Origin of the sequence: Marinobacter sp. AN1 (genome assembly GCF_026013985.1) — a bacterium.
Classification (GTDB): Bacteria; Pseudomonadota; Gammaproteobacteria; order Pseudomonadales; family Oleiphilaceae; genus Marinobacter; species Marinobacter segnicrescens.
On the sequence record NZ_CP110342.1, the window covers coordinates 2,601,434 to 2,616,179 of the forward strand.

Below are 14,746 nucleotides of genomic sequence, written 5' to 3' on the forward strand. Positions count from 1 at the left end.
GCCAGTTAGCGGGCATCATTGTCCGATGACGGCGGTGCTGCTACCTGTTGCTGCCAGCGGTAGTACAGGGTCTGTCGGACGGTCCGGAAATCCTCTTCATCCCCGGCGTTGCCAGCCCCGGTACCTGGTTGATCCAGCGCCCTGAACCGCTCTTCCAGCGCGATGTTCTGCCGCAACTGGGGGAGCTCCCCTTCGTATTCCAGCTCGAACACGATATGGTCGGATGATACTGACACAGCACCAACTGACTTCACCGGGTTAAGTTGCCCCAGCGCCCGCTTGGCGGCCGCGTAATCGCCAGGCGAAGCAACCCCTTCCAGCATTAACCTGACCCGGGGTCCGGTCTCGATGGCCCCACCACTGACACCATAGCGGGATGCCAGCTCAGCGACCCAATTCTCGACCATTTCGCTGATGAGGGTTTCCGGTGTTTCTGCGGTGACCGACCTGGACTGATCAATACCCGCCCCCTCGTAATTCCAGCTGGCCTGCCAGCCATCATCGCGGCGGCTTATTCGCACAACCGCCAAAAGGTCATGGTCCAGCCCCGAGGATGCCCGGGACACCTGCCCCATGAACTGTCCCCAAACTTCGGAAAGCAGGCGCCTGTCGCCCGCCCGGTCGGCCGGTGGCAGCGCCAGCGGAAGCCCACGGCTGGCCGTCTGCTCGAGGATCAGGGCTGACCAGCCCTGATCAGAGCTTTCACCGGTTTGCACCAGCAAGCCCCGGTCACCACCATCCTGGACGGCCACCCAGGCCAGGGTCAGGGGGCGATTCAACCCCCACACCCGCGCACCGGCGTCGGCCAGGGCCCGGTTGACGGCTGCACGTGAAAACCGAAGTGTGAGCTCATCACCTCCGTCCCGGCCCTTTTCCAGCTGCCTGCCATCCACCAGGGAGCCGGCGTCGTCCAGTACCGGGGCAAGTCCGTCCAGGTCGGCCACCGACCGGTCTCCGGAGACTTTAACCAGCACGCGGGACAGCCCTTGCCGGTAGCCCTCCGCCAACGCGTCCTCACCTTCGCCGGAGACCGGCACTGTGGCATGGTAGAGATCGTCTACCACCACGGCATGGGCATGGGGTATTGGCAGCAGGGTGAGAAGCAGCGATACCAGGGCCGCTGCCATTGTCAGTCGCACGTCGCTTCGGGTTTGTACAGCCATGATTAATCCACTGTTTCTGCAGGCCGCCCTAGGATACACGATGGTCCTGACAGTGAGTAGCAACCCGCCCACACCAGAACACGACGTGAAACACATTTGGAGCGCCCACCGGCAACTGGTAAAATCCCGCGCTTCAGACCAACCCTACCCACCAACATGGCTGACCCCGACATGAGTGATAAAAAGCCCTCCCTCACCTACCGTGACGCTGGCGTGGACATCGACGCCGGTAATGAACTGGTGAACCGTATCAAGGATACTGCCAGGCGCACCCGCCGGCCCGAGGTACTTGGCGGTCTGGGTGGCTTCGGCGCCATGGTGTCGCTGCCCACCGGCTACCGCGAACCGGTACTGGTATCCGGCACCGACGGGGTGGGCACCAAGCTGCGGCTGGCCATGCAACTGCAGCGCCACGACACTATCGGCATCGACCTGGTGGCCATGTGCGTGAACGACCTGGTCGTGGGCGGTGCCGAGCCGCTGTTTTTCCTGGATTACTACGCCACAGGGAAGCTCAACGTGGATGTGGCCGCCAACGTAGTGGAAGGTATCGGCAAGGGCTGTGAACTGGCGGGCTGTGCCCTGGTGGGGGGCGAGACAGCGGAGATGCCGGGCATGTATGAAGGTGACGACTACGACCTCGCAGGCTTCTGCGTGGGCGTGGTGGAGCGGGACCAGGTAATCGACGGCAGTCGTGTCCAGCCTGGCGATGCCCTGATTGCCATGGCGTCCTCCGGACCCCACTCCAACGGCTACTCCCTGATCCGCAAGATCCTGGAAGTATCCGGTGCCGACCTCAGCGAGTCCGTAGGAGACACCACGCTGGCAGAAGGTTTGATGGCGCCCACCAGAATTTACGTCAAGAACCTTCTGCAACTTATTAAAACAATTGACGTCAGGGCTATGTCCCATATCACCGGTGGCGGACTTCCGGAGAATATTCCGAGGGTATTGCCGGATGGCACCCGCGCTGCCATCGACACAGAAAGCTGGGAGTTGCCGGCCATATTCCAGTGGCTGAAAGAACAGGGCGGCGTTGCCGACGAAGAGATGTACCGTACCTTTAACTGCGGTGTAGGCATGGTTATCTGCGTACCGGCTGACCAGCAAGAGCTTGCCCTGGACACCCTCAGTGCCATGGGCGAAGTTGCCTGGCAGATTGGTGCCATTGAAGGACAGGATGATCCCGCTTCCTCACCGGATGTGCGGTACGCACCGGGGCTGATCCGGGGATGAGTGGCATGCAGGCAGACCCGGTCGACAAACCCCGCATCCTGGTACTCGCCTCGGGCAGTGGTACCAACCTGCAGGCGCTGATTGACGCAACGAGGGAACGTGATTTCCCGGGTGAGATCGTCGCCGTGGGCAGCAACCGCCCCCAGGCCTTCGCCCTCGAGCGCGCTGCCCAGGCCGGCCTTGAAACCTTTACCGTTGATCATACCCGCTTTGACTCGCGGGAAGCCTTCGACGCCGAATTACGGCTGGAGATGGAACGCTGGCAGCCCGACCTGGTGATACTGGCTGGTTTTATGCGCATCCTTACCCCCGAGCTGGTGCGGACTTTCCAGGGGCGCATGCTGAACGTGCATCCATCCCTGCTTCCGAAATACCGGGGACTGAACACGCACCAGCGGGCGATCGACGCCGGCGACCCCGTCCATGGCGTCTCTGTCCATTTCGTGACCGAGGACCTGGATGGAGGACCGGTGATCGCCCAGGCGGAAGTGGCCGTACTGCCGGATGACACCGCCGAAACCCTCGCCGAACGGGTTCAGCAACAGGAACACGTGCTCTACCCCATCGTGGTGCGGTGGTTCTGTGAGGGACGGCTGCAACTGGCCGGACACGACCGCATACTGTTTGACGGCCAGCCAATGCCGGCCGTCATGACCTTGCCGGCAGCCTGAGATTCCCAGGCCGACGGAATGTCCGGACAGGCCGGGAATGACCACGACTAAAGGAATCGTCATACGGGGCCCTGCCCGGGCCGGTTACACTCAGACCCAGTGACCGCTGTAACGGGAGACATCCAGTGACCCTTATTCGCTCAGCCAGCCTCCGCCAACTCGTCAGCCTGCCCGGGTTACTCGCCCTGGCCCTGGTGACGCTCAGTGCCGCCTCCCTCACCGGGGAGGCCAACGCTACGCCCTCAGAGCTGAATCCAATCGCCGCCAGCTACAGCGCCAGTATGGATAAAGGCCTCTCCATTAATGGTTCTGCCCAGCGTACGCTCAAACAACAGCCCGACGGGAGCTGGAAATATGATTTCAATGTGGATTCCTTCATCGCCGATATCAACGAATCCGTTATCTTTCGCTGGGACGAGGGTCGCGTCGTACCAATCGAATACCGTTATCGCCTGGACGGACTGATGGTGCGGGACCGCAGCCGGGCGCTGAACTTTAACTGGCCGGCCAAAAGCATGAGTGGCAGCTACGATGGTGAGAGCTTTACCGTGCCTTTGGCCGCCAACGCGCTGGACCCTCTCGGCTTCCAGCTCCAGCTCCGACAGGACCTGAAGGCCGGCAAAAAGGAAATGCACTACACGGTGGCAGATGAAGACGATTTCGACGAGGACCAGTTCAGGGTTATTGGCGAAGAAGTCGAGTCCACCCGTTTCGGGGAACTGCAGACCGTCAAGGTCGAAAAAGTCCGTGAAGACGACAGCAAGCGAGAAACACTGATGTGGTTCGCTCCGGCACTGGACTACCTGCTGGTGCGGCTGATCCAGGTGGAACCGGACGGCAGTCGCTACGAAGTCCGGCTGGATGACGCGGACCTGACCGACTGAGCCGGCAGTTGCGTCAGCCCTGCTCTGCCCAGATGGCCTGCACCTCGCTGGCGATGCGCCGCAGCCCCTCCGCCACCCGTTCATCGTCCTGGGAGTAGGTCACCCGTATGCATTCATGTCGGTGCCGCCAGCCATCCTCTGCCAGTCCCGGGAAGAAGTAATGACCCGATACTACCAGCACGCCCCTGGCCTTCAGGCGCTGGTATAACTCCAGGCTGCTCACTGGCAAATCCGGGAACCAGAACCACAGGAACATGGCGCCCTCCGGTTTGTGCACATACCAGCGGCACCCCTCTCCCATGGCGTCCGTGAACACCTTCACCGCGTTCTCCATTTTGCGATGGTAGAAAGGGCAAACCACCTCGCGGCTCAGTGACAGTATTTCTCCGCTGCGTACCAGTGGCTCCGCCAGCATCGCGCCAAAGCTTCCAGTGGCCAGGTTCATGATGGCATTGATACTGGACAAGGCACGGATAATCTCCGGCGCAGCAATCACGATGCCGGTGCGGGCCGCCGGCATGCCCAGCTTGGAGAGGCTCAGGCACAGAACGATCTGTTCGTTCCAGCGCGGCTGCGCATCCACGTAAAGCAGGCTCGGGAAGGGCGTGCCATAGGCGCCGTCTACAATCAAAGGCACGTCGTGGTGACGGGCCAGTGACTCCAGGCGTTCCATTTCCTGGTCGGTAACCACGTTACCGGTCGGGTTGGTAGGCCTGGAAACGCAGATTGCACCGGTATCCGACGTAACATCCACCGCATCGAAATCGACCCGGTATTTGAACTCATGGGCCCCGGTAAAGGTAATTTCCGGCTGCACTGCCCGGAACAGTTCCGGCGCGATGCCGGCATCGGCGTAACCGATATACTCCGGTGCCAGCGGCAACAGGATGTGCTTTTGGCTGCCATCGTCAAAGTCCCCGGCGAACATATTGAACAACATGAAAAATGCCGCCTGGCTGCCGTTGGTCAGTGCGATGTTGTCTTCCGTGAGACCCCAGCCATACTCCCGGTTGAGCAGCTCCGCCAACGAGGCAATAAACCGTTTCTCCCCCTGGGGTGGGTCGTAGATACCGACCAGCCGTTTCATCGCCTCCGGATCACGGGTTATATCCCCCAGCACTTCGGTCAGCCTTTCCTGGATGGCCGGCACCTGCCCGGGATTACCCCCTCCCATCATGATCATGTCATCGCCGCTGGCGAGGGCATTGCCCAGATCATCCATCAGGGAGGTAATGCCGGCATCGGCGGTAAACTTGCGTCCAAAAGCTGAGAGTTTCATGGCTGGGTCGTCTGGTATTCAGTGGTTGTGGAGGCCCTCAGGCCTCCGGTTCGTCATCCGCGAGGGTGATACCGAGGTTGCTCACCCCATCATTGGCTGACAGGCCCTGGAGCTCCGCAATATAGCGCTCTTTTGGCACCCGCTGTCGCTTGAGACTGAGAATAAGGTCCCGCTGGAACATCTTGTCTTCCTTCATCAGCGGATGGCTGTCCAGCAGCCTGACGATTTCATCCTCGTCCAGGCCCTCACCCTCGGAGAAGGTAATGAAGTTCATAACCGTGCCGGTGGCAATACCGGATGCTTCCAGGGCCCGGTGCTTCGACGGGTTCAGCCGGCTCAGCAGGGCTTCTTCCAGCAAGCGGCAGAAATCGAACGCGGGATAGACCCCGTAGGCATCGTAGGCATCCACATCCGGGCTCAGGCTTTCGAGCTTCGCCAGCAACTGGGGGATATGGTTCTCGGTGGCCTTGTCTTCGAACAGGTTCCAGCCGGTGTCCAGCAACTGCCGCATCTTGCCACCGGCCTTGGCCCCAATGGCATCGCTGAACAGGGCGTAGTTGGGGAAGGCCCGCTCGGCGAGGGCCAGCAGAAAGGCGGTCTGGCGCCACCCCTGGAGCTGTTCGACCGCTTTGAGAAACTGGTTGGCGTTCACGTACGGCTCCTGCGTTTATTCCCGGTAAAGACCATCGTTTGAGGGCCCAACAACCAAAAAGCGGGACACGAGTGTCCCGCCTGTCTGCACACAACCTGTCAGGTCTTGGGCAGCGTCACTCCGGTCTGCCCCAGATACTTGCCGCCCCGATCCTTGTAGCTGGTTTCGCATTCCTCGTCGGATTCGAAGAACAGCATCTGGGCAACACCCTCGTTGGCGTAGATCTTGGCCGGCAGATTGGTGGTGTTAGAGAATTCCAGCGTCACCTGCCCTTCCCATTCCGGCTCCAGGGGGGTGACATTAACAATGATACCGCAGCGGGCGTAGGTGGACTTGCCAAGACAGATGGTCAGTACCTGGCGTGGAATCCGGAAATATTCCACCGTGCGGGCCAGCGCAAAGGAGTTGGGCGGAATGATGCAGACGTCGCCGGTGTAGTTGACGAAGCTGTTCTCATCGAAGTTCTTCGGATCCACGGTGGCCGAGTGCACGTTGGTGAAGATCTTGAACTCGTTGCTGCAGCGCACGTCGTAACCGTAGCTGGAGGTACCGTAAGAGATCACACGGCCACGGGAGGTTTCCCGGACCTGGCCTGCTTCGAAGGGCTCGATCATGCCTTCCTGTTCCGCCATGCGGCGAATCCACTTGTCGGATTTGATGCTCATTGATGTGATCTCTCGTTGGTCCGTCGGCGTCGGTCGCGCACCGGTTGAAATTCGGGGCGCCATAGTTTACCCGCGACGAGCCATTGTCGCAAAGCCGCGCCCTCTCCCGGCACGGTCACTTTGCACAGCCGAAGCCGTAATGGCGGTTTTCAGTCGTCGCTGATCGAGATACTGGGAATCGGGGCGCTGTCATTGCGAGCCCGTGTCGACAGGCCTGCAGATAACCGGCGGGCAATGTCCCGGTACCGGCGTGCAACTTCCGAATCCGGTTCGGCGACCACGGTGGGACGGCCGCCATCGGTCTGCTCGCGAATGGTCAGGTGCAGCGGCAGCTGACCCAGCAGTTCGGTCTGATAGTCTTCCGCTACCCTTTCGCCGCCTCCCTGACCGAACAGGGGTTCCTGGTGGCCGCAGTTGCTGCAAATGTGGATGCTCATATTTTCCACGACGCCCAGGACCGGGATATCCACCTTGCGGAACATCTCGATGCCTTTCTTGCAGTCCAGTAACGCGATGTCCTGGGGTGTGGTGACAATAACCGCACCGGTAACAGGCACCTTCTGGGCCAGGGTGAGCTGGATGTCCCCGGTACCCGGGGGCATGTCGACCACCAGATAGTCCAGGTCGTTCCACAGTGTCTGGGTGAGCAACTGTTGAACGGCGCCACTGACCATCGGCCCGCGCCAGACCATGGGCGTCTTGTCCGTCACCAGGAAGGCCATCGACATGGCCTGGATGCCATGGGCCTCCACCGGCAGGAAATACTTGTTACCCTCGGTTTTCGGGCGCTGGCCCTCCGGAATGCCCAGCATCATGCCGACACTGGGGCCATAGATATCGGCATCAAGGATACCCACCCGGGCCCCCTCGGCGGCCAGCGCCAGGGCCAGGTTCACTGCGGTGGTAGACTTGCCAACACCGCCCTTGCCGGAGGCCACGGCAATAATGTTCTTAACCCCGCCCATGGACTCCAGGTCCCGCTGGGCCTTGTGGGCGTGGATCTTCTGGCTGACGGCCACCTCGGCGCCGGTCACCCCGTCTACATTTTCCAGGCTATTGCTAACGATCTGCCGCAGGGCACCGGCGATGCCGGCACTGGCGTATGGCAGCTGAACGCTGAGACTGACCCGCCCCTGCGCATCCACGTCCAGGGCCTTGACGGCGTCCAGTTCGTACAGGTCCTTGTCCAGGTAGGGATCGCGGTATTCGCGCACGGCGGCCTCGAGGGCTGCCCGGGAAATCTCGGCCATGGTTGCTCCGTGAATCAGATATCCGGTGGAATACGGCAAAACGCCGCCCGGGAAGATGAAAAGTATTGGCTTGGAAGGTATCATTTGTGCCCGTTTCTGACCATAAGGAGCTGCCCCGACGGCGGCTTCTCCGACAAGTTCACCGAGGTTCGGACATCACCATGACGCAAGCGAGCGACAAACAGCGCGATATTCTGGTTACCAGCGCCCTGCCCTATGCCAACGGCCCGATTCACCTGGGTCACCTGCTGGAGTACATTCAGACGGATATCTGGGCGCGCTATCAGAAGATGCGTGGCCACAACTGTTACTACGTTTGCGCTGACGACGCCCATGGCACCGCCATCATGTTACGGGCCGAGCGGGAAGGTATCTCTGCGGAACAGCTGATCGACCGCATCCGGGACGAGCACCAGGAGGACTTCGCGGGCTTTAACATCCGCTTTGACAACTATTACTCCACCCACTCTGAGGAGAATCAGCAGTTTTCCAAGTATATCTACCGCAAGATCAAGGAAAACGGCCACATCGCCACCCGCCAGATTACCCAGTTCTTCGACCCGGAGAAGGAGATGTTCCTGGCGGATCGTTTCATCAAGGGCACCTGCCCCAAGTGCAAGGCAGAAGACCAGTACGGCGACAACTGCGAGGCCTGCGGCGCCACCTACACCCCGGCGGAACTGATCAACCCCCGTTCTGCCGTATCCGGCGCCACCCCCGTGGAGAAGCAGTCCGAGCACTATTTCTTCAAACTGCCGGATTTCGACAGTTTCCTGAAAGAGTGGACCCGCAGCGGCACCCTGCAGGAGCAGGTGGCCAACAAGCTGGCCGAGTGGCTGGATGCAGGCCTGCAGGAGTGGGACATCAGCCGCGACAAACCCTACTTTGGCTTTGAGATCCCTGACGCCCCGGGCAAGTACTTCTATGTCTGGCTGGACGCCCCCATCGGCTACCTGGCCAGCTTCAAGAACCTGTGCAACCGGACCGATATCGACTTCGAGCATTTCTGGAAAGCGGATTCCACCGCCGAGGTCTATCACTTCATCGGCAAGGACATCATCAACTTCCATGCCCTGTTCTGGCCTGCCATGCTCCACGACGCCGGCTTCCGCACGCCGACGGCAGTCTGGGCCCATGGCTTCGTGACGGTGAACGGCAAGAAGATGTCCAAGTCCCGGGGCACCTTCATCATGGCCCGCACCTACCTGGATCACCTGAATCCGGAATACCTGCGCTATTACTTCGCCGCCAAGCTGACCGCCGGCGTGGACGACATGGACCTGAACCTGGAAGACTTCGCCGCCCGGGTAAACTCGGACCTGGTCGGCAAGGTGGTGAACATTGCCAGCCGCAGTGCCGGCTTTATCACCAAGCGCTTTGACGGGCGTCTGGGCCAGGTTACCGAGACCGACCGTCTCAACACCTTTATCGAAGCCGGCGAAGACATTGCTGACTTGTACGAGGCCCGCGAATTCGGTCGAGCCATGCGTCGCATCATGGAGCTGGCAGACATCGCCAACCAGTATGTGAACGACGAGCAGCCCTGGGTCATTGCCAAGCAGGAAGGCCAGGACGAAAAACTCCAGGCCATCTGCACCAACGCCATCAACATGTTCCGCCTGCTGATGACCTACCTCGCGCCGGTACTGCCGAAAACCGCCGAAGGCGCCGAGAGCTTCCTCAACGCTCGCCTGGACTGGAACGAGCGCAGCCAACTGCTTGAAGACCACCCCATCGACAAGTTCAAGCCCCTGATGAACCGGGTGGACATGGCCCAGATCGAAAAGATGATCGAGGCCTCAAAGGAAGAGTTGCCGGCCGCTACCGGCCAGCAAGCGGAAAAGGCACCAGCTGCTGACCTGGAGCCCATCGCTGATGAAATCGAGTTCCCGGACTTCGCCAAGGTGGACCTGCGGGTGGTGAGGATCGTCAAGGCAGAGCACGTGGAAGGCGCCGACAAGCTTCTCCGCCTCACTCTTGACGTAGGGCATGGCGAACGCAATGTGTTCGCCGGTATAAAGTCCGCCTACAAGCCGGAGGATCTTGAGGGCCGGCTGACCGTCATGGTGGCCAACCTCAAGCCGCGCAAGATGAAATTCGGACTTTCCGAGGGCATGGTCCTGGCCGCAGGCCCCGGGGGCAAGGATATCTTTATCCTCTCCCCTGACTCCGGCGCCACCCCCGGCATGCGGGTGATGTAGCACCGCGCACCACCAATCGGAGCACGCGTACCGATGACGGAATACCTGCTGATCCTGGTCAGCACCATATTGGTCAACAACTTTGTGCTGGTGCAGTTTCTCGGGCTATGTCCCTTCATGGGCGTGTCCGGGAAGCTGGAGACTGCCATGGGCATGTCCCTGGCCACCACCTTTGTGCTGACCCTGGCATCGGTATGCAGTTACCTGGCCTATACCTGGCTGCTGGAGCCGCTGGACCTGACCTTCCTGCGGACCATCACCTTTATCCTGGTGATCGCGGTGGTGGTCCAGTTCACCGAAATGGTGGTGCGCAAGACCAGCCCCCTGCTCTACCGGGTTCTGGGCATCTTCCTGCCCCTGATTACCACCAACTGCGCAGTGCTGGGTGTGGCGCTGCTCAACATCAACAAGAACAACAACTTCGTTGAATCAGTCCTGTACGGTTTTGGCGCCGCCGCCGGGTTCTCGCTGGTGCTGGTGCTGTTCGCCGCCATGCGTGAGCGCATCGCCGTGGCCGACGTGCCGGTCGCTTTCCGGGGCGCGGCCATCGGTATGGTGACCGCCGGGCTGATGTCACTGGCATTCCTGGGCTTTACCGGCCTGGTCAGCGTCTGACGGAGCTTGAAGCTATGTGGACAGGCATCCTGATTGCAGTCGCAGTCCTGCTGGCCCTTGCGGTGGTGTTCGGTGCCCTGCTGGGTTTCGCCGCCGAGCGCTTCCGCGTTGAGGGCAACCCCCTGGTCGATCAGATCGACGCCCTACTCCCCCAGACCCAGTGCGGCCAGTGCGGGTTCCCGGGGTGCCGCCCCTATGCCGAGTCCATTGCCCATGGCGATGCCATCAACAAGTGCCCACCTGGCGGCGAGGCCACCATCAAGGCCCTGGCCGACCTGCTGGACGTGGAACCCCAGCCCCTGGATGCCGAACATGGTGTGGAACAGGCCCGCCGCGTGGCCGTTATTCGGGAGGACGAGTGCATCGGTTGCACCAAGTGCATCCAGGCCTGCCCTGTGGACGCCATCCTCGGTGCTGCCAAGCACATGCATACGGTCATCGAGAGTGAATGCACCGGCTGCGACCTGTGTGTGGAGCCGTGCCCGGTTGACTGCATCGACATGGTGACTATTGAGCCTGACATACGCAGCTGGAGCTGGCAGCCCCCGCAGCCGACCATTATTGCCACCGACCGCCAGGGAGCCAGTGCCTGATGACACAACTGTGGAACTTCCCCGGTGGCATCCATCCGCCCGAGAACAAGCACCAGTCCACTGCCCGCCCGATCCGCAAGGCAGGTATTCCCGAACGGCTGATATTACCGCTGCAACAGCACATCGGGGCACCGGCGGAGCCCCTCGTGCAACCAGGCGACAAGGTGCTCAAGGGCCAGAAGCTCGCCGATGTCACCTCCGGTATGGGCGTACCGGTCCACGCCAGCACATCCGGCACCATCGTGGGCATCGAGCTGCTCCCGGTCCCCCACCCTTCCGGTATGTCGGACTGGTGTATTGTGCTGGAGCCGGATGGCGATGACGCCTGGTGCGAGCTGTCACCGATCGCGGATTACCGCAAGCTGCATCGCGATGACGTGCTGAACCTGATCCGGGAAGCCGGCATCAGTGGCATGGGCGGCGCCGGCTTTCCCACCAATATCAAACTCAGGCCCCCCAGTGACCGCAAGGTCAGCACCCTGATCATCAACGGCGCGGAATGCGAGCCCTACATCACTGCAGATGACATGGCCATGCGAGAGCGCGCCGACCAGATCCATGGCGGCATCAAGATCATGTCGTGGATCCTGCGCCCGGAACGTTGTGTGATCGCCATTGAGGACAACAAGCCGGAAGCCGTCGAAGCCATGCGCAAGGCTTCCGAAGGCACCCAGGCAGAAGTGGTTGTCGTCCCCACCAAATACCCGTCCGGCGGGGAGAAACAGCTGATCCAGATTCTTACCGGTATGGAAGTACCCAGCGGCGGTATCCCGGCCGATATTGGCGTCATGTGCCAGAACGTGGGCACGGCTATGGCTGTTTACCGGGCGATCAACCGGGGGGAACCGCTGATTTCCCGCATTACCACGGTAACCGGCGCCGGTGTGGACGACCCGGGCAACTTTGAAGCCCTGATCGGTACGCCGACCCGGCACCTGCTGGACCAGGCTGGCTTTCACCCAGAGCGGGTCAATCGCCTGATCCTCGGGGGCCCGATGATGGGCTACACCCTGGAAGACACCTCGGTTCCGGTGATCAAGACCACCAACTGCCTGATCGCCGCCACCGAAAACGAACTGCCCATGCCTCCGCCGGAGCAACCCTGTATTCGCTGTGGCATGTGCGCCGAGGTATGTCCCATGGAGCTTTTGCCACAGCAGCTTTTCTGGCACGCCAGGGCCCAGGATTTTGATCGGGCAGAACACCTGAACCTGTTCGACTGCATCGAATGCGGGGCCTGCTCCTTTGTGTGCCCCAGCTCGATTCCCCTTGTTCAGTACTATCGCTACGCCAAGGGCGAGATCCGCACCCAGAGGGCCGAACAGATCAAGGCAGACCGGGCCCGGGAACGTTTCGAGGCCCGCCAGGCACGGCTGGAGCGTGAGCAGGAAGAGAAAGAACGCCGCCGCGAGGAAAGGGCCAGGGCAGCAGCCGAGGCCCAGAAGAAAAAGGAGGCAGAGGCAGAGAAAGCGGTTGCCGAAGGCGAAGCCACCGATGAGCGCTCTGCCCGGGCAGCCATGGTACAACAGGCCCTGGAGCGCAAGAAGGCAAGACCGGCTGCGGCAGCCACATCGGAAGCCTCGACCGAAAAGCCCGATATCGAGTCGCTGGAAAAACAGCTCAACCAGGCCAAGGGCAAACTCGAGACCATGGAAAGTATGCTGGACGACGCCAGGGCCGCCCAGGCTGATAATGTTGAGAAGCTGGAACGCGCCGTTGCCAAGAACCTGGATCGGGTAAAGCGCGCAGAAGATGCCCTCACCGAGGCCCGTAAGCAACTTGAGACGGAGGACGGCCAATGAGCCTGGTACAACAGTCCTCGCCCCACGCCCATGGTGCGCGTCCGACCTCCCGGGTCATGCTGGTCGTGATCCTCACGACCCTGCCTGGCCTGGTGGCCCAGACCTGGTTCTTTGGCTGGGGCAACCTGATCAACGTGGTCTGGTGCGTACTGCTCGCCCTCGGCGCCGAAGCCGCCATGCTCAAACTCCGGCACAAGCCGGTCGCCTTTTTCCTGCGGGATAACACCGCCGCAGTTACCGGCCTGTTGCTGGGCCTGTCGCTGCCCCAGTTCGCGCCCTGGTGGGTATCGGCGGTTGCGGTCATCTCCGCCATTGTATTGGCCAAGCAACTCTATGGCGGCCTGGGGGCCAACCCCTTCAACCCCGCCATGGTCGGCTATGCCTTGGCGCTGGTCTCGTTTCCGGTGGCCATGACCACCAACTGGGCCGGCGCCGTCACTCTGCCCGATGCCCCCGGGTTCGGCGAAACCCTCAATACCATCTTTGGCGGACAGCAAGCCGCCATCGATGCCTGGACCATGGCGACCCCGCTCGACGAGTACAAGCACAAGATTGCCAGCCACACGGCAACCGAAGTGCTGCAGCACCCCACCTTCGGTGCCGGCGTTGCACAAGGCTGGGAGTGGGTCAACGGCGCCTTCCTGCTGGGGGGGCTGGCGCTGGTCGCCCTGCGCATTATCACCTGGCACATTCCGGTCAGCCTGCTGGCATCGCTGGGCCTGATGAGCCTGGCCTTTGGCAGCAATGCAGACCAGTATGCACCGCTGTCACTGCACCTGCTGGCCGGCGGCACCATGCTGGGAGCCTTCTTTATCGCTACCGACCCGGTGTCAGCGGCGACCAGCCATCAGGGCAAGCTGATCTACGGCGCCTGTATCGGGGTACTGATCTATACCATCCGCAGTTGGGGAAACTACCCGGACGCGGTGGCCTTCAGTGTGCTGCTGATGAACTTTGCGGTGCCCTTTATCGATCACTACACACCACCGCGGACCTACGGGCACCACAAGCCCCGGCGCGGTATTCCGGGCAAGGCGGGGTAGAGCTATGGCGGCACTGGCCCAATCCATCCGACGCAGCGCTATTGGTCTGGGACTGTTTGCGGTGATCACTGGCGGTACCATCGCCTTCACCCAGCAGCTGACAGCGGACCGTATTAAGGAGCAGCGGGCCCGTGCCGAGGCCGCCGCCCTTTACGAAATCATTCCGGAATCGGAGCATGATAACGACCTGCTGAATGATACCGTCACCCTGCCTGCCAGTGACCGGATTGCGATCCAGGGTCCGGTGACCGCGCGGGTCGCCCGCCGCGCTGGGGAACCGACAGGCCTGATCCTGCCGGCCGTTGCCCCTGACGGCTACTCCGGCGACATACAGCTTCTGGTGGGTATAGACCTGTCAGGCGAGGTGCTTGGCGTGCGGGTCACCAGTCACCGGGAGACGCCCGGGCTTGGCGACCGGATCGAGCTGAAAAAATCCAACTGGGTGCTGTCCTTTGAAGGGCGGTCCCTGGGCAATCCGGAGCCCCGCAACTGGAACGTGAAGAAGAACGGCGGAGTGTTCGACCAGTTTACCGGCGCCACCATCACCCCCAGGGCCGTGGTCAAGGCGGTGCAGCATACGCTGATCTACTTCCGCCAGAACCGACCGGCAATCCTCGAAGCCATCGGCGCCGATACTACCGGCCAACGGCAGGGGGCTGGCCGCCGAAAGCACAACAGGGAGCAACGCTGAC

General features: G+C 61.4%; 14 protein-coding genes. 9 read left to right on the forward strand and 5 right to left on the reverse strand.

All coding sequences use genetic code 11. The annotated features are described in order from the left end of the window. Positions 1-5: 5 nt before the first annotated feature. A complete protein-coding gene (locus LJ360_RS11930; RefSeq protein WP_264994081.1) occupies positions 6-1,163 on the reverse strand; it encodes a DUF2066 domain-containing protein in 1,158 nt (385 codons plus the stop codon). A 171-nt stretch (positions 1,164-1,334) separates the two neighbouring features. Between LJ360_RS11930 and purM the strand changes: the two genes are divergently transcribed. The 3 genes from purM to LJ360_RS11945 all read left to right on the forward strand — a co-directional run bounded on the left by purM (position 1,335) and on the right by LJ360_RS11945 (position 3,954). Then, entirely contained in the window at positions 1,335-2,399 is a 1,065-nt protein-coding gene (gene purM, locus LJ360_RS11935; protein ID WP_091848414.1) for a phosphoribosylformylglycinamidine cyclo-ligase, read from the forward strand. 5 nt (positions 2,400-2,404) lie between these two features. Beyond that, entirely contained in the window at positions 2,405-3,070 is a 666-nt protein-coding gene (purN, locus tag LJ360_RS11940; RefSeq protein ID WP_091848673.1) for a phosphoribosylglycinamide formyltransferase, read from the forward strand. 125 nt (positions 3,071-3,195) lie between these two features. Beyond that, on the forward strand, positions 3,196-3,954 hold the full coding sequence (locus LJ360_RS11945; protein WP_245742396.1) for a DUF3108 domain-containing protein: 759 nt from the start codon (positions 3,196-3,198) through the stop codon (positions 3,952-3,954). A 13-nt stretch (positions 3,955-3,967) separates the two neighbouring features. Here LJ360_RS11945 and LJ360_RS11950 read toward each other — a convergent pair whose 3' ends face one another. The 4 genes from LJ360_RS11950 to apbC form a co-directional block, all read right to left on the reverse strand. Further along, positions 3,968-5,233: a valine--pyruvate transaminase gene (locus LJ360_RS11950; protein ID WP_091848415.1), complete on the reverse strand. Its 1,266-nt coding sequence runs from the start codon at positions 5,231-5,233 to the stop codon at positions 3,968-3,970. Positions 5,234-5,270: 37 nt separating this feature from the next. Beyond that, the gene (locus LJ360_RS11955) at positions 5,271-5,885 is read right to left on the reverse strand and encodes a YjaG family protein (protein WP_264994082.1); all 615 of its coding nucleotides are present in this window, start codon (positions 5,883-5,885) and stop codon (positions 5,271-5,273) included. A gap of 98 nt (positions 5,886-5,983) precedes the next feature. Next, entirely contained in the window at positions 5,984-6,550 is a 567-nt protein-coding gene (gene dcd / locus LJ360_RS11960) for a dCTP deaminase (RefSeq protein WP_091848417.1), read from the reverse strand. Between the two features lie 149 nt (positions 6,551-6,699). Continuing rightward, positions 6,700-7,800: an iron-sulfur cluster carrier protein ApbC gene (gene apbC / locus LJ360_RS11965; protein WP_264994083.1), complete on the reverse strand. Its 1,101-nt coding sequence runs from the start codon at positions 7,798-7,800 to the stop codon at positions 6,700-6,702. 161 nt (positions 7,801-7,961) lie between these two features. On the opposite strand from apbC, the gene metG reads away from it, so the two are divergent. From metG to rsxG, 6 genes are read left to right on the forward strand one after another with little or no spacing between them, the layout of a single operon-like run. After that, on the forward strand, positions 7,962-10,001 hold the full coding sequence (metG, locus tag LJ360_RS11970; RefSeq protein ID WP_264994084.1) for a methionine--tRNA ligase: 2,040 nt from the start codon (positions 7,962-7,964) through the stop codon (positions 9,999-10,001). Positions 10,002-10,034: 33 nt separating this feature from the next. Beyond that, on the forward strand, positions 10,035-10,616 hold the full coding sequence (gene rsxA / locus LJ360_RS11975; protein WP_091848420.1) for an electron transport complex subunit RsxA: 582 nt from the start codon (positions 10,035-10,037) through the stop codon (positions 10,614-10,616). 14 nt (positions 10,617-10,630) lie between these two features. Next, positions 10,631-11,209, forward strand: a complete 579-nt coding sequence (gene rsxB, locus LJ360_RS11980) for an electron transport complex subunit RsxB (RefSeq protein WP_091848421.1) — start codon at positions 10,631-10,633, stop codon at positions 11,207-11,209. After that, entirely contained in the window at positions 11,209-13,011 is a 1,803-nt protein-coding gene (gene rsxC, locus LJ360_RS11985; protein ID WP_264994085.1) for an electron transport complex subunit RsxC, read from the forward strand. The genes rsxB and rsxC overlap by 1 nt, the downstream gene beginning before the upstream one ends. After that, positions 13,008-14,054: an electron transport complex subunit RsxD gene (gene rsxD / locus LJ360_RS11990; RefSeq protein WP_264994086.1), complete on the forward strand. Its 1,047-nt coding sequence runs from the start codon at positions 13,008-13,010 to the stop codon at positions 14,052-14,054. The genes rsxC and rsxD overlap by 4 nt, the downstream gene beginning before the upstream one ends. Before the next feature lie 4 nt (positions 14,055-14,058). After that, positions 14,059-14,745 carry an electron transport complex subunit RsxG gene (rsxG, locus tag LJ360_RS11995; RefSeq protein ID WP_264994087.1) on the forward strand — a complete coding sequence of 229 codons (687 nt, stop codon included), beginning with the start codon at positions 14,059-14,061 and terminating at the stop codon, positions 14,743-14,745. The last annotated feature ends 1 nt before the right edge of the window (position 14,746 follow it).